The 21662-nt window shown below is 61.5% G+C and carries 21 protein-coding genes and 1 pseudogene; 13 read left to right on the top strand and 9 right to left on the bottom strand.

Going from position 1 to position 21662, the window contains the following annotated elements; genetic code table 11:
- Positions 1 to 463: 463 nt before the first annotated feature.
- Genes RCH22_RS10970 through RCH22_RS10960 form a run of 3 tightly spaced genes read left to right on the top strand, consistent with a single transcriptional unit; the run spans position 464 to position 4721 of the window.
- Positions 464 to 1756 (top strand): glycosyltransferase, encoded by a 1293-nt coding sequence (locus tag RCH22_RS10970; protein ID WP_327014002.1) that lies wholly within the window; start codon positions 464 to 466, stop codon positions 1754 to 1756.
- A gap of 20 nt (positions 1757 to 1776) precedes the next feature.
- A complete protein-coding gene (locus RCH22_RS10965; protein WP_327014001.1) occupies positions 1777 to 3645 on the top strand; it encodes a right-handed parallel beta-helix repeat-containing protein in 1869 nt (622 codons plus the stop codon).
- Positions 3642 to 4721, top strand: a complete 1080-nt coding sequence (locus RCH22_RS10960) for a right-handed parallel beta-helix repeat-containing protein (RefSeq protein WP_134564500.1) — start codon at positions 3642 to 3644, stop codon at positions 4719 to 4721. The genes RCH22_RS10965 and RCH22_RS10960 overlap by 4 nt, the downstream gene beginning before the upstream one ends.
- Before the next feature lie 328 nt (positions 4722 to 5049).
- On the opposite strand, the gene RCH22_RS10955 is transcribed toward RCH22_RS10960, so the two are convergent.
- The gene (locus RCH22_RS10955; RefSeq protein ID WP_322137445.1) at positions 5050 to 5997 is read right to left on the bottom strand and encodes a ferritin-like domain-containing protein; all 948 of its coding nucleotides are present in this window, start codon (positions 5995 to 5997) and stop codon (positions 5050 to 5052) included.
- Between the two features lie 341 nt (positions 5998 to 6338).
- Here RCH22_RS10955 and tatA point away from each other — a divergent pair, with 341 nt between their 5' ends.
- The gene (gene tatA / locus RCH22_RS10950; protein WP_134558614.1) at positions 6339 to 6578 is read left to right on the top strand and encodes a Sec-independent protein translocase subunit TatA; all 240 of its coding nucleotides are present in this window, start codon (positions 6339 to 6341) and stop codon (positions 6576 to 6578) included.
- 47 nt (positions 6579 to 6625) lie between these two features.
- On the top strand, positions 6626 to 7378 hold the full coding sequence (tatC, locus tag RCH22_RS10945) for a twin-arginine translocase subunit TatC (protein ID WP_327014000.1): 753 nt from the start codon (positions 6626 to 6628) through the stop codon (positions 7376 to 7378).
- Between the two features lie 15 nt (positions 7379 to 7393).
- On the opposite strand, the gene RCH22_RS10940 is transcribed toward tatC, so the two are convergent.
- The 5 genes from RCH22_RS10940 to RCH22_RS10920 form a co-directional block, all read right to left on the bottom strand.
- Entirely contained in the window at positions 7394 to 7810 is a 417-nt protein-coding gene (locus RCH22_RS10940) for a twin-arginine translocase TatA/TatE family subunit (protein ID WP_322140323.1), read from the bottom strand.
- Positions 7811 to 7898: 88 nt separating this feature from the next.
- Positions 7899 to 8735, bottom strand: a complete 837-nt coding sequence (locus RCH22_RS10935; protein ID WP_327015506.1) for an alpha/beta hydrolase — start codon at positions 8733 to 8735, stop codon at positions 7899 to 7901.
- A gap of 615 nt (positions 8736 to 9350) precedes the next feature.
- Positions 9351 to 9890, bottom strand: a complete 540-nt coding sequence (locus RCH22_RS10930; RefSeq protein WP_327013999.1) for a hypothetical protein — start codon at positions 9888 to 9890, stop codon at positions 9351 to 9353.
- Positions 9891 to 10080: 190 nt separating this feature from the next.
- Complete coding sequence (locus RCH22_RS10925; protein ID WP_327013998.1) at positions 10081 to 10692, bottom strand: response regulator transcription factor; 612 nt, start codon at positions 10690 to 10692, stop codon at positions 10081 to 10083.
- Complete coding sequence (locus RCH22_RS10920) at positions 10689 to 11777, bottom strand: ATP-binding protein (protein WP_327013997.1); 1089 nt, start codon at positions 11775 to 11777, stop codon at positions 10689 to 10691. Before RCH22_RS10920 ends, RCH22_RS10925 begins: the two co-directional genes overlap by 4 nt.
- Before the next feature lie 476 nt (positions 11778 to 12253).
- On the opposite strand from RCH22_RS10920, the gene RCH22_RS10915 reads away from it, so the two are divergent.
- The 5 genes from RCH22_RS10915 (at position 12254) to RCH22_RS10900 (ending at position 15059) form a co-directional block, all read left to right on the top strand.
- The gene (locus RCH22_RS10915; RefSeq protein ID WP_327013996.1) at positions 12254 to 13048 is read left to right on the top strand and encodes a LysM domain-containing protein; all 795 of its coding nucleotides are present in this window, start codon (positions 12254 to 12256) and stop codon (positions 13046 to 13048) included.
- An 81-nt stretch (positions 13049 to 13129) separates the two neighbouring features.
- Complete coding sequence (locus tag RCH22_RS21195) at positions 13130 to 13573, top strand: DUF4190 domain-containing protein (protein WP_369125306.1); 444 nt, start codon at positions 13130 to 13132, stop codon at positions 13571 to 13573.
- A 13-nt stretch (positions 13574 to 13586) separates the two neighbouring features.
- Positions 13587 to 13736, top strand: a complete 150-nt coding sequence (locus RCH22_RS10910) for a hypothetical protein (protein ID WP_323508880.1) — start codon at positions 13587 to 13589, stop codon at positions 13734 to 13736.
- A gap of 337 nt (positions 13737 to 14073) precedes the next feature.
- Complete coding sequence (locus tag RCH22_RS10905; RefSeq protein ID WP_327013995.1) at positions 14074 to 14271, top strand: hypothetical protein; 198 nt, start codon at positions 14074 to 14076, stop codon at positions 14269 to 14271.
- A complete protein-coding gene (locus RCH22_RS10900; protein WP_327013994.1) occupies positions 14271 to 15059 on the top strand; it encodes a hypothetical protein in 789 nt (262 codons plus the stop codon). The genes RCH22_RS10905 and RCH22_RS10900 overlap by 1 nt, the downstream gene beginning before the upstream one ends.
- A gap of 212 nt (positions 15060 to 15271) precedes the next feature.
- Here RCH22_RS10900 and RCH22_RS10895 read toward each other — a convergent pair.
- Both RCH22_RS10895 and RCH22_RS10890 read right to left on the bottom strand, forming a co-directional pair.
- A pseudogene (locus RCH22_RS10895) lies at positions 15272 to 15346 on the bottom strand (hypothetical protein); the annotation flags it as partial.
- A gap of 939 nt (positions 15347 to 16285) precedes the next feature.
- The gene (locus tag RCH22_RS10890; protein WP_327013993.1) at positions 16286 to 16648 is read right to left on the bottom strand and encodes a hypothetical protein; all 363 of its coding nucleotides are present in this window, start codon (positions 16646 to 16648) and stop codon (positions 16286 to 16288) included.
- A gap of 430 nt (positions 16649 to 17078) precedes the next feature.
- Between RCH22_RS10890 and RCH22_RS10885 the strand changes: the two genes are divergently transcribed.
- From RCH22_RS10885 to RCH22_RS10875, 3 genes are all read left to right on the top strand, one after another.
- A complete protein-coding gene (locus RCH22_RS10885; RefSeq protein WP_327013992.1) occupies positions 17079 to 17378 on the top strand; it encodes a recombinase family protein in 300 nt (99 codons plus the stop codon).
- 631 nt (positions 17379 to 18009) lie between these two features.
- The gene (locus tag RCH22_RS10880) at positions 18010 to 20079 is read left to right on the top strand and encodes a glucose PTS transporter subunit IIA (RefSeq protein WP_327013991.1); all 2070 of its coding nucleotides are present in this window, start codon (positions 18010 to 18012) and stop codon (positions 20077 to 20079) included.
- A 300-nt stretch (positions 20080 to 20379) separates the two neighbouring features.
- Positions 20380 to 20694, top strand: coding sequence for a hypothetical protein (locus tag RCH22_RS10875; protein ID WP_327013990.1), 315 nt, complete (start codon positions 20380 to 20382; stop codon positions 20692 to 20694).
- 253 nt (positions 20695 to 20947) lie between these two features.
- On the opposite strand, the gene RCH22_RS10870 is transcribed toward RCH22_RS10875, so the two are convergent.
- On the bottom strand, positions 20948 to 21508 hold the full coding sequence (locus tag RCH22_RS10870) for a cysteine hydrolase family protein (protein WP_327013989.1): 561 nt from the start codon (positions 21506 to 21508) through the stop codon (positions 20948 to 20950).
- Positions 21509 to 21662 lie beyond the last annotated feature (154 nt).

Below are 21662 nucleotides of genomic sequence, written 5' to 3'. Positions count from 1 at the left end.
CGGGATGGTCGAGAGAACACGAAACGTGATGAATCATCCCGAGGTCGTCACCGGGGTGACAAGCGTCTTCCAGAAATAGTGGGTCGCTAATACGGTCGCCATGAGCGTTGCCTGACTGGATGGCCGGGGCCAACAAACGCAAATGACAGGTTTCTCACGTTCTGGCCCGGCTGGAGCGGGGTGTCGACGGGTTTGGTGGAGTGTTTACCTGGTCGTGAGGCTCATTTTGGTGATCAGAATCGCCGGAGTGTGCGGTTAACCACATTGCTCGGGCGGGGCCCTAGTGAGGGAGCGGTCGCACGGATACGTTCGCGCTGCTGGTGTTGACGACACCGGAGAGGTGGGTCCTTCCACACACTCGGTACCTACTACGTGCCCGAGGCGTCGTGGGGCCTGAAGGACTCGCTCCGTCTCCCGTGTTGGTGCCCTCGTCCGGCGATTCGTCTAGCAAAGGACCCGACTTGTGCTTTCACTACTGGTTGCAGTGCAGAATCTCCATGCTGGTTTTGATTGGTCGGTCGTCACTGGTGTTGTGGACGGTGTCGCGCCCTATTTTCCCTTGGCCGTGGCGGGAACGATAGTGTGGGGTCTCTGGGCATACCGGTTTGTGTTGTCGCACCGGGCGGCCCACATAGTCACGGGCTTTCGGGCGTCGACGTCGGTTGTGGTTCCCTCGTTTCACGAGGATGTTGAGATTTTGATGAGTTGTCTGGATTCCTGGAGGGCCCAGAACCCGGGGGAGATCATCATCGTTTTGGATGTGGCCGATCTGGAGGCCTTCGAGCGAATCGAGAAGTTGGCTGATCCCCGGCTGATCCCGGTCCTGTTCCACCATGCGGGTAAGAGGTCGGCGCTGGGGTGCGGTATTCGTTTGGCTCGTTTCGACATTCTCGTTTTGACGGACTCGGACACGTGGTGGGGTAACGGGTTGTTGGAGAACGTGCAAATGCCTTTTGACGACCCGCTGGTCGGTGCGGTTGGCACGCGCCAGAACGTGTATCAGCGTGAGTCGAGCGTGTGGCGGAGGATCGCTGACTGGATGGTCAACTTGCGCTATCTCGACTACGTCCCGGCGATGGGCCGGGCTGGGGCGGTGCCCTGTGTGTCTGGCCGTACTGCCGTGTATCGTCGGGCTGCGGTCATGCCCGTTCTCGAGCACTTGGAGGATGAGTTCTTCTTCGGTCGGCGGTGCGTGTCCGGAGATGACGGGCGCCTGACATGGCTGGTTCTCGCTTCAGGATATAAAACGGTTCATCAGTCCTCCGCCCGGGCGTTGTCAATGTTCCCCTCGAGTTTTCGCGCGTTCGTGAAGCAACGAGTGCGGTGGAGCCGCAACTCCTACCGCTGCTACTTGACGGCCGTGTTCAAAGGATGGCTGTGGCACGTCCCCTTCATCACCAAAGTGACCGTGCTCCAGATCCTGGTCACCCCGGTAACCATGGGACTCAGCTTGTACTACCTTTTGTTCCAGCGTCTGCAATTTACGGTGTTGGGCGTGGTGGGCACGCTTGCGTGGTTGCTGTTGGGGCGTGGAATTCGAGGGATTTCCAACCTTCGCGAGAATCCGAAAGATATTTGGCTGTTGCCGTTGTACGCATTCGCGGTGATTTTGGTGGCGCTGCCGATCAAGGTCTACGCGTTCGCGACGATGAACCGGCAGGGCTGGTTGACTCGGCGTGCTGACCAGATCGGCGGCGACGGCCAAGACCACCGAAGCCTGAAGAGGGACGTCGACACGGCGCAGGTGGCGTTGTGAGTATCCGCCAGCCTATTGTCATGACCGCTCTGGTTTTGGTCGTAGTTTCAGCGATCGCGGCCACCTGGATCCTCGGAGTCAATGCGGGTAAACAAATTGTGCCGACGAGCCTTGCCCGGAGTGACGCTGCTGGCCCGGGTCCCGGACACGAGGGGGCTTCATATCCGGGCGACCCGGACAAGGAGGCGGCCTTGGTGACCGGGGAGAACAAACGACTGGTCTATGTGAGGGCCATGGCCACCCTCGCTCCGTTCCGAGTACGCAGCCTGGTCGGTCCGTTTCGCCTGCAAACCCAAGGAACATTCACGCTTGTCCTACCCGGGCGGGACAGCGCTTACACGCTGGCAGACATGCTCGCCCTAGCCCCGGACACTCTAGTCCGACAGCCGGAAGGGTGGTATTTGCTTTCTGAAAACGTGGTTGTCCTGACGGGGGCGACGTTGAAGCTAGACACTCCCGAAGGTCTTAGCCTGCGCCTGAAGAGTGACCCGGCTTCCTTCGTCTCGATCGTCACTTTCGGAGGCTCCCTCACCGTGTCCGGGACGTCGGCAAACCCAGCAACGATCACCAGCTGGGATCCCGCTTCGGGAACACCGGACACCATCACCAGCGACGGCCGGGCATACATCCGGGCGATCGGTGGACACACCGAACTCACCGACGCACACATCGCAAATCTCGGCTTTTGGGGCGGGAACACCGGCGGCCTCGCGTTCACGGGAACGGACCCGTCAAACATTTTGGATCCCGCGATCGGCTCCCTCAACCCGGCAACGGGGCCCATCCCAACTGGTGCCCCTTTGGTTGCGGGGGCGGACCTGGCTAAAATTTCCGTCGGAGCGGGGGAGCAACACACCCTCGTTTCTGCGAGCATCGACCATGTCACTGTCACGGGAAACGCTTATGGTCTTTTTGCGAGCAACGCACACAACATGAGCGTTCACGATACCCAGATCTCACGGAGCCTTATCGACGGCATAGCGTTACACCAAGCAGTGATCGACACCACGATCAGCAACACCACCTCGTCAGACAACTTCGGCGACGGTTTCTCTCTCGACCGATCCAGCAGCAATGTTCTCTACCAGGGTGATACCGCATCAAACAATGGGCGTGACGGTTTCAATATTGACGGTCAGCCTCTCGCCCTCGGCCCTGGCCCGGCGGGACTTGGCACGCAGGGATATGGGGGAAACCGAATCGTGAACAGCACCATTTCGGGCAACACGCGAAACGGCATTGAGATCAGCGGCGGACAGAACGTGGAAGTGACGGCGTCCTCCATCGCTAGAAACGAGGACGGCATTCTGGTGGATCACGGCGCAGCGAACGTGCAACTGACGAATAACACCCTCCAGGACCAACGCAGCCGGGCCATCACAATCCGAGATGCCGGAACGTCATCGACCGTGACAGGAAACACCATCAGCGGCGGGGACACGGGCGTGTCTCTGCGGAATTCTGCTGCGTCTGTCACAGCGAATGTCCTGGCCGGGATCACCAACCACGGTATGGCCCTCCAAGGCGATACCAGCCAATCTCACATCACTGACAACACCGTATCGGGGACCGGGTCAACCGCGATCTGGTCCGAAACGACTGCCGCGTCCGCCGGTGACAGTATTGTCGGGAACAACGACGTCCGTGGGTGGCATCCAGCGCCCACGCTTGCAACAGTCACGAATTGGGTGTTCCAACCCCTTACCTTCGTGTGGCTCTTCCTTGCCACGCTTCTCGTCGGAAGCGCTTTCACCCGCAAACGACATTTACAACTTCGAAGCATCCGCAGCCCGTTCCCTGAGCACGCCCAGCCGTCCCGCAATCCTGCCATCGGCGAAGGAACAAAAAACATCGAACACACGCCCGTTCCGGCCCGGAGGCTGCTGTGAAGCACCCCCCGGTCTTTCTGGTCTTGGTCCTGGCGATTGCCCTGTTGGCCGTTTTCGCCGTCCTCTACAGCGGCTGGCTCACCCAAGAGAACACTCCCTTAGGTAACCCAGGAGTTGCCACCGAACCGAGCCAGTACGCCGCCACCCCGGCTGCCACCACGCCCACCGAGAACACGGGGTGCCCCACGAGTGCCGCCGCCGTGAACGTGACCAGTGCCGCCGAGCTCACTCAAGCCCTGGACCACCCGCAGCCTGGAACGGTCATCCATCTCGCCGCCGCTGTCTATGCCGGAAATTTCACCGCGTCCGGGCGAGGCAGCGCCGCATTGCCCATCGTCCTCTGCGGAACCAAGGGCAGCATTCTGGATGGAGGTGATGACCGTCACGGGTATGTTCTGCACCTCCAAGACGCCGCATTCTGGGTTCTAGACGGTTTCACTGTCCGCAACGGGCAGAAGGGAGTGATGTTGGATGGGACCAGCAACACGGTCCTCCAGAATCTGACCGTTGAGCACGTGGGCGATGAAGCCATCCACCTGAGGGCCTTCAGCAGTGACAACACGCTGGTCGGCAACACGATCAGAGACACGGGGCTTTTCAAGCCCAAATTCGGTGAAGGCATCTACGTCGGCACTGCCCAAAGCAACTGGTGCACCATCAGTAACTGCGCCCCCGATACCAGCGACCGCAATGTCATCACCGGGAATACCATCTCGGGCACCACAGCGGAAAGCGTCGACATCAAAGAGGGAACAACCGGCGGCACTCTGAACCAGAACACGTTCGACGGTTCGGCGATTGTGCAGTCTGCGGCCACTGCCTGGGCAAATGTCAAAGGCAACAATTGGACCATCGACTCCAATACAGGCACGAACTCTCCCGAGGACGGCTTTCAAACCCACGAAATTCTCCACGGGTGGGGAACCGGGAACATCTTCCGCAACAACACCGCAAACGTCAACGGCCCCGGCTACGGATTCGCTCTCACTCCCATCCTCGGCAACATCGTCGAATGCGGCGCTCAAAGCTCCAACGCCCAACACGGCCTCGCCAACGTGCCCTGTACCCCTATCTAAGAAAGCCCGGCCTTTTGCGCACCGCACCCGACCAGACCCGAAAGGAATCACCATGACCAGCGTGTTGATCTGCGGTCCCGGCGGCCTTTTGGGTACCACCCGGCGCGGATAGCCTCAATGCGGCTGCAGAGGCCGTGGCTCGTGAGCGAAGGCTCGAGAGGTGCGGCCCACGATTCTGGTCGAGGTTCCGTTCCGCGCGGCCTTCGTGAAAACACTGCCGTGCCAAAAATCATGGTGCCGACATCATGGGTCATCCCGGCATGGGAGATCGTTATGCGGGCTGATGGGGTGCCCTCTGCCCGCTGTGGATCGGGCAGAGGGCCGTTGTTTAGTGTCCGCTGGTGTTGATTTTGCCGTTGACGCCGTCGGGGAAGAATCCGCCGGAGGTGGCCTTGTTGGGGGTGAGGTAGGCGATGTTGAGGACTTGGCCGGGGGTGCGGCTGAAGGCGAGCGCGTTCGCGTCCGTGGGGACCAGGTTGGACTTGTCGGCTGTGCCGATGCCTTGGTCAAGGTCCGTGGGCCCGTCGAGGCTGTCTCGGGCGTCGGAGATTTTCTGGACGGTCGGGTAGATCGATGGGGTCTCCACGCCGAGAGAGTAGAGGGTGGTTCGGATGATGCCTGCGTGGTAGGCCTCAACGGCGAGGAGGCCGGCCGCGGCTTCCAGGTAGGTTTTGTTGCTGATCAGGGGTGCGGCGCCTTTGTAGGCGGTCACGCCGACGTCTTCGAAGATGAAGGCGCCGAAGAGGAAGTTGACTTCGTTCTCGAACACGTCGAAGGTTTCGCCGGGGCCGATCAGTCCAGCGGCGAGGGCTGCGGCGGTGAAGCTGTCATCGAGGTTGAGCGTGGGCCGGGACACTGCGGCGCCACCGAGTGCGCTCCGGAGGAAGGCGACGTGGGATTTCTCGTCCGCCGCGATTTCTTGCGCGTACTTACGGATCGCGGGGGTGTCGAAGGGCACGGCGTAGCCGCCGCTGACGTCTCCTTGCTGGCCGCGCCCGGTGATCATGTCATCTGGCAGTCCGTTACCTGTCACGGCTTGGAGGTAGAACTCCGCCTCGAGGTATTCCAGGTTCAGGGCGAAGTTCAAAATTGCGGAATCGCTGGGCGCACCACCGTCATCTTTTCGTTCGGTGGCAAGGGCGGGTTGACCGGCGAGGAGCACCGCTGATCCGACACCGAATCCGGCGACTCCCGCTGCCTGGAAAAAACGGCGCCGGTCCAAGGCGTTTTCCGCGCTCCTGCTGATCGCGTTAGTAATGAATTTGTGCTCAAACATGAACGCTTCTCCAACCATCGTGTGTCAATGGCGGGCCGGGACCCCTGTCCGCACCCGAAACACCATGGTGCGACCAACCTCGCATCACAGCCTGAATGACTCCGACCCAGCGAACATTACGCTCCGCCAGTGCGGCTTAGGGGCTCGCACAGGAATTAGTTTCAAGATACTGAAAACATCAAATAGTCGGCCCTCTCGGCCGGTCGGCCTAGCACCGGCTGCAACCCACCATGGTCCCGGCCTGACGTTCGCGGGAGTATTTATTCGGTTGCCCGGGGCCGGTCGATGTCGGGGTATACGATGCGTTCACTCATTTTTTGTCACAGGGAGGACACCACATAATGCTGGGCAATTTGACTGGATGGCATTTCCTGATCATTCTGGTGATCATTTTGCTGCTCTTTGGCGCACCCAAACTTCCCGGGCTTGCCCGGAGCTTGGGTCAGTCGATGAAGATTCTCAAAAGCGAAATCAGAACGGAACCAGAAGACGACAAACCCGTTTCGTCAGCTGTCACCCCTGAGCCGCGCATTGAGCCCGCCAAGCAGACGGGCGCCACTGGGCCGTCTTCGATGCCGTAACCGTCGTGGTCCTGGGCGCCCGGTCTCGGCCCGCCCCCGCGGGGCGGATGACTTTGGGCCAGCATCTTCTGGAACTACGTAAACGCCTGTTCCTCGCAGCGGCCGGGATTCTGCTCGGCGCCATCGTGGGCTGGTTACTCTCCGGCTTCGTCTGGGACGCGCTCAGGGAACCGATCTATGCCATCGTGCACGCCCAACACCGAAACGCTCAAATCAACTACCCCGACATCACGTCCGCCTTTGACCTGAAGCTGAAAATATCGGTCTACGTCGGCCTGATCGTGTCCAGCCCAGTCTGGCTCTACCAAACCTTCGCGTTCCTGATGCCCGGCCTCACTCGCACAGAAAAGCGGTACACGTTCGCCTTCTTCTTCACCGCCATTCCCCTGTTTCTGGCTGGCTGCGCGGCGGGATGGTATGTCCTTCCCCACGTCGTGGAACTCATGACCGGATTCGCACCCACCCAAGACGCGGCTTTCATCAACGCCCAAAACTACTTCGACTTCGTCCTCAAACTCGTCGTCGCTATCGGGATCGCTTTCGTGCTCCCAGTGTTCCTGGTACTGCTGAATTTCGCTGGCGTGATCAGCGCCCAGTCCATCATCAAGTCCTGGCGAATCGCAACGCTCATCATCATCTTGTTCACTGCCATTGCGACCCCGGCCGCCGATGTCATCTCCATGTTCCTGCTCGCCATCCCCATGGTCCTGCTCTACTTCACCGCGTACGGCATCGCCGCCCTTCACGATCGTCGCACCGCCAAACGTGCCCAAAACCTCGAGGAAGGGCTCACCGCCTGACGCGGCGGCCTGCGCTCAACGAGCGTCGCTTGTCCCGGAAATGTCGGGTCCTGAGGGTTCGGTCGCTGGCGGTGTGATCACGGGTTCCTGCTGGACGACATCTTCCGCTCCCGTTGGCGAAGCGAGCGGATCGTCGGTGGGGGGCTGCACCTGGCTGGGGCTGTGTGGCGGCGCATCGTCACTGTCCAGGAGTGCCTCACGGATGATCCGGCGGGGGTCATACTTGCGGGGATCGTACTTCTTCCAGTCGACGTCATCGAAGTCAGGGCCCATCTCATCCCGTAGCCGATCCGATGCCCCGGACGCCAATACCCGCAACTGCCGCACTACACGGCCCAACATGGCCGCGTAATGCGGAAGCTTTTCCGGGCCCACCAAAAAAACTGCCACCACCCCAACCAGCAACAACTTCTCCAACGTCAAACCAAACATGCGCACACAATAGCCCGACCAGCGTCTGCAATTGCCGCGACCAAGCCATCTGCCTGCGCTCGGGTACTAGGTCCTCGCACAAGGAGAGCTATTTTGCGAGGAAGGCGAGGAGGGCGGTGTTCCATTCGTCGGGGTGGCTGACGTTACATCCGTGCGGTGCACCGGCGATAACGTAGAGCTCACTTTCCGGCAGTGCGGCGTGGGTGCGTTGTCCGGATCCTTCGAAGGGAACCACTGCGTCCCCGTCGCCGTGAAGGACCAGTGTTGGAACGGTCACGTGGGGCAGATCGTCGCGGAAGTCAGTTCCACCAAACGTTGCCATACAAGCAAGCGCGGCCTTTTTATCGGCTTGCCTGCAGAGAGCGAGGGCCTCCTGGCGTTGCGCTTCAGTGACCTTCAGCTCACCGTTCACTGAGAAGAAATCGCGTGTGAACCCGTCATAGAACGAGTCTTCGTCCTGAGTCAGGTCAGCTGTCATCTTTGCGGCGGCTTCCTTCGTCAGGGGACCGTCGGGATTGCCATCGCCCTGCATCATGTACGGGGGGACAGCAGACGCAAAGACCACGCTGCGGAGACGTTGGTCGCCGTACTTGCTGAAGTAGCGGGCAACTTCGCCGCCGCCCATGGAGAACCCGACCAGGGTCACGTCGTTCAGGTTCAGTTGCGCCAGAAGAGTGTGCAGGTCCTCGGTCAGGGTGTCGTAGGTGTAACCCCGGGCGGGTTTGTCACTGCGACCGAACCCGCGGCGGTCGTAGGTGATGACTCGATATCCGGCCTGCTGGAGCGCAAGCACCTGGTCCTTCCATGCTTCACCCGAGAGCGGCCATCCGTGGATTAGGACTACAGGGCGTCCCGGCCCGCCGGTGTCGTCCACGTGCAGGTTAGTGTCTTTGAACAATCCGTGGTGTGCAGTGATCTCCGTCATGCTGATCTCCATTTCGTTGAGGGTACTACCGCACCGGCGGTCCCCACGACTCAAAAGTCATATCAGGTCCACGATGCAGTTCCGGTCATCCTGTTCTATCCGGAATCCGGTGAGGGCACCATGTCCGGTTAGCAATTCGTCCGGCAGCGGCCCCTTTTCGTGTTAGGTGGCCGTGACACCAGAGAGACACTGGTTGAACACCGCTATCCCGCACACAAAGAGTCGTTCTGCGGCAGTTGTCCGTACCGTCCTCGCTAGTCGTCAGGCGGTGCCTCGCGTAACTTTCAAACGGTCCAGTTGTCCCGCGGACCGACGTCTGCGTCTGCACAGCGTCCCCGGAAACTGGCTCGCTCGTGCGCGCCCGGCGGTCGAGGACGCCCTACGAGCTTGGCATTCCCAGCCGAAGTAAAGCGTCCCTTTCGACTGGTTTTGGGTATTCGCCGCTGAGGGGCTGTTCGCCCCGCCGCTCATCCCTGGGGGCACGGTGAGTGCGTCGTGTCCGGTCCCGCATGCAAGCTTGCCCTCGATGCAACGACGACGTGGTGGAGTTCCGTCACGGAAATACATCAGGCGGCGCCAAGTAACGATAAGGATGCCGCATGTCGTGTCGAATGACTAGTGGCGCACGGCGCTCGTCGTGACAATCTTCGTCCAGGGTCCGGGCGGCACGTCTTCGGCCTCGACGAACTGCCAGTCGACGGTGTCGTTCTCACCGTTGATGTCGCTGAAGCGCAGGCAGCCGTTGAGGGCTGGGGACACGTCCATGCCCGCGCCGTTGAACTTCTTGTTCGCCGGGCGCGCATCGTCAGATCCGAACACGTAGGCGGCATCGTGGTACTGGCCGGGTCCGGCATCCTCGATCTGGCCGTAACACGTGTGCCCGTTCGAGCGGATGCGGACCCATCGGTTCTTCATGAGGCTGACGGTGTTATCGCCCGCCGAACCCGCGTACGCGGACTGTCCGGCCCACGGCACCACCTGCTCGCGAGTCGCGAACGCCTGGGCGTCGTTGAGGTCGTCGAAGGGCAGGTCGAGGTAGAACGGGTTCTCGAGCGGCGTCAGGTGCGTCGGGAAGTAGTCGGTGGCCGCGGTCCGCACCTCGGTCTGGCAGTCGTCCGCGGTTCGGACGCCGTCGCAACCGCCGTAGCCGTCCATCCACCCCGAGTCGTATGTCGAATAGACCTGGCTAAAGCCGAAAGCCCAACTGAAGGAAGATCCCCGAGCGGTACTTCGTTCGCAAATGAGCTCCTTCGACCCCGATCAGCGGCACGCATCCAGCGCTAGTGGGCAATCTGCGCACAACTCCTAGGTCGATGGAAACGGTCTAGCTCGTCTGGCTTCTGGTTCACGTGAACAGTCCGAGCCGTGCTGCCTTTCGAATGGCATCGATTCGGGATGTTGCGCCGAGTTTGGCGTAGATGTTCGTGGTGTGCCGTTTCACTGTGCCCTCGGCGATTGAGAGTCGGCTGCTGATGTCCTTGTTGGAAGCTGCCTGGCCGACCATGCGCAGGACCTGCATCTCTCGGTCGGAGAGTAATTTGTTGGGCCGGGCCGGCTCTTCATTGCCCGCTGTCCTGGGCTGTGGACGGGACGGGGCAAGGATTGCCTCGATGAGGTCCTGGCTGGCGACGTCCTTGGTGAAGTACGAGGCTGCACCGGCCCGCAGAAGCTCCTGCCTGAGCACGCTGTCGCGATGCATGGTGAGGATGATCACCGCCACGTCCGGAGCCAGGCGGGCGATCTGCCGCAGGGTCGATTCTGCGGACGCTCCGGCCATCTCCACGTCCAGGAGCAGTACATCGGGCTGGTGCTCGAGAGCGAGACTGACGGCTTGTTCACCGGATTCACCTTCCGCGACGATCGCTATTCGCTCGTCCTGCTGCAGGAGCAGAGAGAGCCCACGTCGGAAGAGGGCGTGATCGTCGACCAGGACGACACGTCGGGCAACGATTGTCACCGCGTACCGTTCCTGCTCGGCACGGTGAGCGTGATCGACGTGCCCTCGCCGGTTTTCGACGTAATAGTCATGTCGGCGCCGATGACGTCAGCTCGTTCGCGCATGGTCAGTAGTCCCATGGATTCTGTGCGCACGTGGAACGGGTCGAATCCGATGCCATCGTCGTGGATCTCGATTGCGACGTTGTGGGCGGTCCAGGTGAAGGTGACATCGATGTGTGCCGCATTCGCGTGTGAGACCGCGTTCCTCAGTGCCTCCCGAATGATGAGGAACACCTCTTCGCCGACTCCCGCAGGAATCCGGCGCGGTATGCCCTTCGTGTGGACCGCTGTCGTGGACCCCGCAGACGCCGCGTCGCCCAGGAAATCACGCACAGCGTCATCAAGGACGTTGTTCCCCACGGTCTGCCGGAGCTCGAGGGCGATCTCACGAGTGTCCTCGAGCGCTTGTTCAAGCAATCCCGTAGCCATCGTGAACATCTGGATGCCATCATCGGTGCGGGTGCGTACGGCTGCGATACCCAACGTGACACGTTGGAGGCTCGCTGCGATACCGTGGGCGACACGATCATGGAGCTCGCGTGAGACGCGCATCCGCTCTTCTGTCTGCGCCACCGAGAGACGTTCGAGAAGGACATCCACGTACCCGACTGACGCCGACGCTACTCGCGCCATGATGCAGTGATGCAAGGCGCGTGCGACGGCGATCGCTGTCGGCGCGGTAAACGTCACGTCGTCCAGCGCCTCAACGAGGTGCGGGAGAGCCAGATCGAACAACGCGCTCGCTGCGGAGAGACTGTCTGAGGGGTGGACATCGTGGCCTGCCCGGGAACGGCCAATGTTCGCTGACGCAAGGCCGGCCTCGACCCGCTCAATGATGGCAGTCGGGTCGAACGATCCGCGGTCTGCTTCGTCGGCGAGGGCGAGCAGGGTGTCGTTGACGATGTCCCGGACTTGACCGTGAACTTCCCCCGCGGTGACGTCGTCGTCCACGAGAACACTCTGCTGCGCGCGCAGCGTGGCGTCAACGGACGCGACAATCCGGTCGCGGATGAATGCGCGCTCGGCTGGCTCGGCTACTGGCATGTCCACAGCTTGCCACTTCCCGATGGCACCCCGCCGCAGTTGCCACGGCAGTCGAGCTGACCGGGACTGTAACCGCGTTTAATGTGACCAATGGCACATTCCGCTCGGGATGCGTCTCGCATAGCCTTGTCGATGACGGTCGTCCGTCCGCTCATCGCGGGGCCGGTCGGAACGCGTGGGGAACCTGGGGGGAATCTGAATGACCGCTCGACTCGCGATTGTAATGGGAGCGGCTGGGCTCCACACGGAGCAGGCAGGGCAACAAATCACCGCTGCTCAGAGCGGGGCCGGTGGGGAAAACTTGGGGGACCTGGGGGGATCTGTATGACTGCTCGACTCGCGATGGCAGTGGGCTAGGTAGCCATGACAGATTTCCCACCGCCAGTCCCGCGAGACGGCTCCGACGTTCCTGCGCCAGCGATGGCTAGAGTGCGTCAATGAGACGGACAGGCCACCGGTCGGTCTACTCAATCGGGGTGGCGACATTGCTCGCGGCGATCCTGACAGGCTGCACGGCGCCTGCGGTGCATCCTGGTTCTTCGGAAGTGTCCAATGCGGCGACGCCAGCACCGACGGCCATTGCCGAGGAAGACACCGTGAAAAAGATTCCGGGCTTGTCGGACCTGCCTCCTGGCACATTAATCGCCACGGGAGATTTCAGTGGCGTGGGAACCACGGGGAAGATCCAGATCAAGGCGAACGGCGCGGACCATGGGTTCGACGTCACCTTGACCGGCTTGCAACCTGTGCCGCTTGCCGGAGCCTCGCTCGAGCTGAATTCCCTGCCGTCCACGGCAAGCGAGTGGGAGCTGCAGCAGGGCTTCAGTTACTACCGATACGACGCGCTCAGTCAGGTGTCCGATCAAGCCTTCTCGACACCGGGGGTCGACTACGGTGGTTTCGAGACGAACGATCCCCGCTTCATGCGCACAGCCGTGATCTGGGCGGCACCGCCGGGAGCGCCGATCGGCCTGGGTAGCGTCATCGCGACCGCCACACTCACCTGGGACCTTCCCAACATGCCTGCGGGCCCCACTGTCACCGACCATGGCTCCGCCGAGGGCGCGCGAGGTCAGGTTTCCATTGGAGCTGACGGCACGCCCGTCAGCTACCGGATCGCTCCAAACGACACGGAGAATGCAATCGCTGCCCGGTTCGGCATCACCCCAGATGACCTCGAATGGCTCAACCCGGATCGATTCGGCGATCGACTCAACCTGGCCAACATCACGATAAACCTGTCAATGGACTCGCGTGGCCTTCGTTGGTGAGTGGAAGTCCGGTCCGGGGCGACGGGTTTGATTGCGGTGGTGACCAAGGTGAGCTGGTCAATTCCGCTGGGACCTCCGCTGATGATGCTCAGGTCGCCCCAGCCCCGGAGTTCCGAAAAGGCGGGGCGGTCCGCGATCGGCAGTAAGTTCGTTGTCGGGGGACGCCGATTGCCCTCGGTTCTTTCGAAGAGAGGGTTCGCCATTACAGATTTCCCGCCTCCCGTTCCGCGGGACGACTACGACGTGCCTGCACCTGCACCTGTGCCGGTGGATCCGTGGGCGCTCGACGGCGTCCAGAGGACCCGTCCGCCATTCAACAGGACGGCCATTTGGGGTTTCGTACTCGCCTGCGTCGGACTGGTCGTCTTCGGATTCGTCGGTGCGTTGGCTACGGCACTCTGCGGCCGTGCGCTCCGGACCATACGTCGGACGGGGGCACGTGGTCGGGGTCTGGCGATCGCGGGCATGTGCATTGGCCTCATCGACTTCGTTTTCTACGCGATCGGCCGTTTCTACCTCGGATGACGAGACCCGTGCAGTGGACGCGCAGGCCCGTGGCGCCTTCGGCGACCTCACCATCGCCTCTGCAATGATCGACCACACCGTCCGCCACTTCGACCTCACTAGCCTCAAGTACGACGGCCTGCCGGCTCGACAACACGAAGCCATCGCGACCACGGCACGCTAGGAACACACGACAGTGGCCCTGGTTTCAGTTGGCGTTAACGCACAGATTTGGTTGGTAAATAAATAGTTAACTAAAACACAGCTTGTAGTGTAAAGATGGTGGTATTCAAGTTTTACTCTTTGCTCGAATACCACCGATGATTGGGGAGCTAATGGCTGTCACTACGCATGTTAATGCTGCTCACGCGAGGACGATCAGGCTCGACATCCGAGAAATCACTCGCCGGTTGAATGCATCATTGGGTGGAACCCTTGTTGCATCTCTATCCGGGAGCAAGGATCACAAGCTTCCGTACCGTTGGGCCAAGGCTGATGGTCCCGCTCCGAAGAATGAGTCCATGAGGCGGCTCCAGTTCGCCTACGAGCAGTGGACAAAGCTGGTCGAAGCTGAAGGTGAGCACGTCGCACGCGCCTGGTTCATTGGTGCGAACCCCTGGCTCGACTACGACACACCCATAACCGCTATCCGTGAGGACCGTTTCAAAGAAACTGGCCACGCTGTTCAAGCCATCATCGACGATACCTTTTCCGGTTAATGACGGTCTGTTCCGTCTCCGGGTTGGAGCTTGTCGACAATCCGGCGCCCGGCAGCTATCGCATTGCTCGCACTTCGTTCGGCGCGCTCTCCCCGGTATCAAGAGAGCCCGAACCTGACGGTTCCCTCGACCCTGCCGGGTGGAGCCGGTTCGACACTGTAGGGCGCACGCTCTACTCCACGGACGACCGACTCACGTCATTTATGGAGCTTCTCGCCCCCTACCGCACCGAAATCAACGGAAGTCGGCGCGCTCTGCAGAAAGACGCCGATGCGATGGGTATTTCGCTCGACGACTATTGGGCCATGGTGGTCACCGACTGGGACCAGGGCGGCACAATGCGTGCCAGATGGCTGCCGAAGGCGTGGCGCGAGGGCCGTGCAATCTATCGACTCGACTACATGCCCGGGTGGTGGGTGGACATCACGTCAACCAGCACTCTGACCGCGCTCTCCACGCATCTTGAGGAAGAGCTGACCACTCTCGGAATCGATGGAGGTCTTACTGTCGCTCACCTCGCGGGAGACGATCGTGCAATTACAACCATGATCGCGGGGTGGCTCAGGGATACTGTCACCCTCTTCGACGGAACTCAGCCCCTCGGCATCCGGTTCACCTCAAAGCACGGACACCCCGCCGGCGGCACTGGAACGTGCTGGGCGTATTGGATGCGGGCCGCTGATGCGGGGGTGGACGAACCGATCAAGATCATCGATGAAACCGCCATCGATGAGACCGACGAGGACTTGAAAGAGGCACAGGCGTTCTGCAGGATCCAGACCCGCTGATCAACCTGAAGCGTCAAGAGGTCGGCCAACCCAATTGAATCCACTACCGCAAGTAACGATTTGAACCTGAAAAAGACGGCACATAACGCGACTAGGGCGTACCCTACGATCCAGGACAAACCCGGCAGCGTGAAGCAAGTGGAGCTGTCCACCGATGCGGTCCACGCCGCGAACTTCCAGAAGGATTGCGGGAGCCCGACGCCGCGGTACATCGGATCAACAGTTGCGAGCACGAGCGCGGTGAAGACGCTGATGCGGTTTTTGTTCGTGCGTGCGTAGGTGAGGACATGGTCCTCGAGGCCGAGCCAAAGCTTGCTCGACTGGTTGAATTCCCCGGCCTGCGGGGCGTGGCATCATGTTGTAGGCGAAGGTGTCAGCATTGGCTTGTCTGGCGGACACCGCGTCGCCCCACACCGGTTCTCGTCGCCGGACGAGATGTCCGCGGTCGCGAACGTTTTTCGCGTAGACCGCCTCCCCGGTCTGTCCGCCGATGGGCTGCACGGGTCGAGGTGTGTCGGCGGCCATCGAAAAATGCCCATACGCGGCCAATAGAGAATCGGGTTTTTGCTGCGTCTGGCCATTGGAGCTGCCCACTGGCAGCCAAAGGGAACGCCCGATTCAGTCGGCGGCGACACCCCGGATTCCGGGTCTACGCCCGTCGTGCTCGGTATCGGGTTCAGGCTCCGCGGGCCGCCGGTTCGACGTCGAATAGGTGCCCGCATACGTCCCGGAGTGGCCCCCGTGACCTGTGGCGGCAAGGAACCGCGACAGGGCCGGAGAGAAGCGTTCTACGAGATTCACGTGCCTGCACGGAGACCACAGGGAGGGGATTCCGACCGGTTCACAGTATTTGCGGCAGACCAATTCGGTCAGGTACTCCGACGAACGGCCTGCCCACAGACGGCCATCGGCTGTTGGCCGTATATGGGCTCGCCCGTGGCCGTGTATGGGCAGTTCTTCGTGGCCGCTAACAGAGGTGCAAGTCATCGCCTCGGTCAACGTCGACGAGCTGGTCACCGTCGATGTCGACGCCAGTCGCGAGGGCAAGGCGCCGCACAGGCTCCAGCAACACGGTGAAATGTGTGTGGGGCAGATCGCGAATGGATGTGCCCGCGGGAGGTGCGGGAAGCGGCAGCTCCTAGAAAATGGCGTTGTCCCCAGCAGAAGATAACGTTGCAGTGTCCATGGCGACAGCTAAGCCTCGATCCACCGGTGAGACTCTCGGTTTAACGCGCCGTCAACTTCCGAGCCTCACCGGTGGATCGAGGCGTGGTGAAGATGTCGAAAATTCCGAGCGTGTCGAGCGCCACCTCCCAGGGGTAAGCTTCGATCGCTTCGGGGAAAGTCGGAGCTGTAACCCGGTCGGCAAGAACCTTCTTCGCAGTCATGTCGGATAGATGGACCGCGCACATGTTGGCCGCCGGTTCGATGAAGAATTCCAGGCGCACACCGTGGTCCTCGATGGATCCAAATACAACCGCCCCGAATGGCCCGGCAGGCTGGGCCATGGAAGTTGTGAACTCGGCACCGCGCTGAGTCAGCTGGGCATTGACCAGCTCGACAAGCGGCCGCGTATCTCCCACCGTCATTACATTCATCTGTGCTCGCGGGGGAGGGGGAGTGGCGCTCTCGCTCGCTGCTGCGCGCTCGACGGCCGGCGCCCAGACCCAGGCGCGGTGAATGCCGCCGTCCTCCCATTCGACGTAAACAGCACGCGGGGTCCGCGCCAAGGCCAGGCCATGAACGCGGCTGGCAATGGCGGGGTATCTCACCCAGGCGCGCACGGAGGTGGGTGCGCTGGCCAGTGTGGCAGGAAGTCCGCCCAGCTCGGCGGGAGTCAGGCTGAACGGACGAGGTAGGAACTCGGCCCCGTGGGCGGGTTCGACTTGTTGGAGTGTGTCGGCCCGCACGGATCGTTGCGCGCGCGGTCTGCCGGGACGCTCGGTATCCGAACCCATAAACCCAGTAAAACATAGGTTCGAATAGATCGAAACATGTTAGGCGCGCGCCTAACGGCTGATGCAGGGCATCGACACGTCCAGCATCACCGGGCGGATGTTTTTCCAGATCCTTGGCTCGATTGCCGAATTCGAACACGCCCTAATGTCTGAACGCACCCGTGACGGGCTGGCCGCGGCCCGGGCCCGAGGGAGGACCGGCGAGCAGAAACCCAAGCTCGGACCCCGCCAGGCCAGACTGGCGCGCAAGATGTATGAAGAGAAAAACTACGACGGCAAACGAGCCCACACCGTCCAGCACATCGCCGAGGAATTCGGAGTCACCCGACCCACGATCTACCGACACCTGGCCAAACCATGAACCCAGCGAAACGGCGACGGGGGCTGCCTCGACGACGCCGACGATGACCTGCTGCTCACGCCCTTGTCAATCGCCGACGAAATCAACGCCACACAACGTCCGGCAGCGTCCGGCAGCGTCCCTTAGAGTGTGGGGCTCTCTGGCAGGCGCCGGTAACGGGTGCGATGAGAAGCTTCGTTGAGCCAAATTCCCGGCAGTCTGTGGCCAGCGGTGTCGATTAGGTTGACGAGGACGGCGGGTACCTGACCGTGCTCGTCCCGTGTGACCAAGACCATAAAGGTCTGCCCCAAGGCGACGTTGGTCCGGAGAGTCACGGCTGTCCACATTGTTGACATCAGGTTCCCCTCAGCGTAATAGGTCTCATCGAGCGTAGTCAGTCAGGGCGCTTTTTCACGGCCCTAGCTCGGGAGGAGCTCAGGGTCCAGTCCACGTCGGGTGCGTCGGCGTTTTCTTACACGTCAAGTCTGGTCTAGGGAAGTAATTGAGTTCGGTGCAGCTGAGTGCGAAACCGTTATCATTGCTAATGAGGTGTGGAGTTGCCACGATCTTCTCGGCCGGACTACGAAGTTCGCGTTGGGCTGTAGCTAAGTGGAACTCGCACGTTCCGCATCTATATCGTAAGGAGATCAGGGTGGCGTCGAAACCTGCTGCAGACATTGTTCAAAGTATTGGAGGTGCCGGGAACGTAGTTGGTCTGACTCACTGCGCAACTCGACTTCGTTTCCAATTGAAGGACGCGTCCGGCATCGATCAGAAGGCCGTCGAGGCCATCCCGGTGGTCCTGGGTGCTGTTCCCCAGACCGGGGAACGTTACCAGGTTGTTATCGGCGGAGCTGTCGAGACCGTCTACAACGACATTATGGCGCTACCCGAGATGAAGAAGCTCGGTAGCGACAGGGGCAGCGGCGACTCCATCGCTGACATGAAGGCCGCGGGGAAGGCGAAGGGTCCGCGCGGCAAGTTCGCCGGGCTCGACACGTTCTTCGAGGTTCTGTCGGACTCGTTCCGGCCGATCCTCGGTGCGCTGCTGGGCGCGTCGCTGTTCATTACATTCATGGCCTTGATGGCGACCCTCGGTGTCATCCCGGCCTGGAACGCGCCCGGCGTCACCCTTGATCCGTCCTGGCAGTTCGTGAACCTGATGTGGCAGGGCGTCTTCGTCTTCCTGCCGCTGATGGTGGCATACAACGCCTCCAAGCGGATGGGCGCCGACCCCTGGGTCGGCTTCGGAATCATGGCCGTCGTCATGCTCCCCGGCTTCACGGCCCTGGGCAAGACCGATGGTGCGGCGTCCGTTTTCGGCGGCCACGCATCCGTCGTGCAGATCTTCGGACTGCCGTTGACGGTATTCGACTACAGCTCGCAGGTGTTCCCGCCCCTGCTGATGGCCGGAGTGCTCGCCGCCCTGACCGTGCTCTTGAAGAAGATCATCCCGTCCAGCGTCCAGCTGATCTTCGTGCCGTTCATCAGCATGCTCATCATGATCCCGCTGACCGCCTTCCTCATCGGCCCGATCGGTGTGTACGGCGGAGCCGGACTCGGTAACTTCCTCAAGTCGATCAACGATTTCTCGCCGTTCATCTTCGCGGTCGTCATCCCGCTGGCCTACCCGTTCATGGTTCCGCTCGGCCTGCACTGGCCGCTGAACGCGATCATGCTGCTCAACATCCAGTCCCTCGGATTTGACTTCATCCAGGGCCCGATGGGCGCCTGGAACTTCGCGTGCTTCGGTGCGACCGCCGGTGTGCTCTTCCTCGCCATTCGCGAGAAGGACCGCTTGATGAAGCAGACCGCGACAGGCGCTCTCGCTGCCGGTCTCCTCGGCGGCATCTCCGAACCGTCTCTCTACGGAATCCATCTCCGCTTCAAGCGCATCTACCCGCGCATGCTCATCGGTTGCCTCGTCGGTGGCGTCATCATCGGGCTCGGCGGCGGCGTCAAGACCAGCGCTTTCGTCTTCACCTCGCTGTTGACCATCCCCGCCTTCAACAACATCCCGCTGTACACGATCGCCATCGCTGCAGCCTTCTTCACCGCGATGATCCTCGTGATCCTCTCCGGCTACCAGACGCCGGAACAGAAGGCGGAAGTTGCCGCCCAGGTCGACGCCGACGAAGCCGCGGAGAGCAAGAAGGCCACAGCCGGTTCGCACATCGCAGCGCCGGTCCTCGCTACCGCGGTAGTCTCCGGAACCGATGCCGCAACTGGTGCCAGAACGGGCTCGGCGACCGCACTGGCCACCCTCCTGGCCACGATCGGTTCGCCCGTCGCCGGTATCGTCGTTCCGCTCGACGAGGTTCCTGACCCCGTGTTCAGTAAGGGGATCGTCGGGCCCGGCGTCGGAGTGGATCCGACCGGGGACACCGTATATGCACCCGCTGCGGGCAAGGTCCTCGTCGCCCAGCCGACCGGTCACGCCTTCGGCTTGCTGCTCGACAGCGGCGTCGAACTGCTCATCCACGTGGGCATCGACACCGTGAACCTGGCCGGTAAGGGCTTCGACGTCAAGGTCGCCGCGGGCGACAGGGTCGAAGCAGGCACCCCGCTGGTGACCTTCGACCGTGCGCTGATCGAAGCGGCCGGCTACTCGCTGGTGACCCCGGTACTCGTTACCAACGCCAAAAAGTTCGGTTCGATTGACCAGGCAGCGTCCGGCCACGTTCAGGTCGGAAGCCCACTCATCAAGGTTGCCGTCAAGTAAGTCTCCACACGGCAGCGGCACGTCACGGCTCAGGGTGGGCAGAGAATCTCTGCCCACCCTGAGCCGTTTCTTCGTAGCCCAGGGTAGGTCGCAGTCCCGTAGTCGGCAAGTTCGCCTACACGCGTTCGTGGCGGCCAACGCCAGTGCGGAAAGTGCGAAAAGGGCGGACGTATCAACCGCGATATACATGGCATCACTTCGACAGCGATCATCGCGGTCGTCGCGGTGGTGATCGGCATTCCCAGCGAATCCCCACCGACAGTTCATCTGGTGCTTACCTTGGGGGCTGAGGATGACGTCATGATCACCATGACAGCCATTGTGGGGCCGGTGGAATCACTCCCCAGTTTCCCGCTGCTCGGTCAGAATCTTCGCCGGCACTACGAACACACCCTGTTGTTCACAGATCAGATGTTCGTCATCTTCCCCGGCATCGGAGCGGTCCTCGTGACCGAGCACACCAACACCTATCGCTTCGATATCGTCGAAAACGATCAAGCAACAGCCGATCATCGCATCATGAAGCTTGAGGCCCATGTTCTCAACGAATCGGGCGGTCAACGCATCCGGTTCGACTGGGCCAAAGCAGCCCATGTCCCTGTTCCCTTCCGGTAGCCGCCGTCCGGGTCGATGCGGGTGACCCTGCAGTGCAATTTGTGTTCACTGGCCACATGGGCCGTCGAGGCGCTGACATCGAGGGCAGGGTTGACAGTGAGAGTCAGAATCGGCGGTGTCTTCGGCAGGCTGGGAACGTTCATGTTCCTCAGCCCACGAATCGATGCTTTGTTGCCGCTGAGGTTGCGCCTCGCACGCGGTGGCCTTGCCTCTGAGTCGTGTCGCGTTGTCGACCTGGCCGGGCAGGATGCCGTTAGTGTGCCGAGAGCGGAGCGAGGTGGAGGTCGGCGGCGGCGAGCACCTCAGCACCCGCGTCGCGGAGCGCGGCCATGAAGGCGGCCTGGACGGATGCCCCGGGAACCTCGGTGCCTTGGAACTCGAAGTCGGGTGCGGCGCAGGCGTCGTGCACGACGGTGACGATCAAGCCGAGGTCGAGCGCGGCCCGGGCGGTGGCGTCGATGCACATGCTGCTCATCATGCCCATGATGACGAGGTGGTCGATGTCCTCGTCCCTAAGCAGCTGTTCGAGTCCGGTGCCGATGAAGGCGTTCGGGGAGCCTTTGGTCAAGTGGTGTTCGGTCGCCACCGGCGCCAGGAGCGGGTAGATCTCGGCCCCCACGGTCCCGGGGACGAAGAATGTCGCATCTGGTTCGGTGGCGAGGTGCCGGAAGTGGATGACGGGGGTGCCGATGGCGCGGGCCGTGTCGAGGACGCCCCGGGCGATGACCGCGGCCGACAGACTCCCGGTGAGGGGATATGCACCCCCGGGGAAGTAGTCGTTCTGAATGTCAATGACCACAATTCCAGTGCTCATACCTGCTCCGCTTCGTTTTTTTGTGCCATCTTCCCACACGACTCTTATCGTCACGGGCAGGAATTGATCGACGAGAACCAGGTCGACGCGCCGGCGTGGGCGTGTCGTTTTTCGCAACTGTCTGCACGAACACGCTCGATCTGGACCCGCGAAG

It is taken from the genome of Cryobacterium sp. GrIS_2_6, from assembly GCF_035984545.1.
GTDB lineage: Bacteria > Actinomycetota > Actinomycetes > Actinomycetales > Microbacteriaceae > Cryobacterium.
This window is presented reverse-complemented; position numbering and strand designations above follow the sequence as displayed.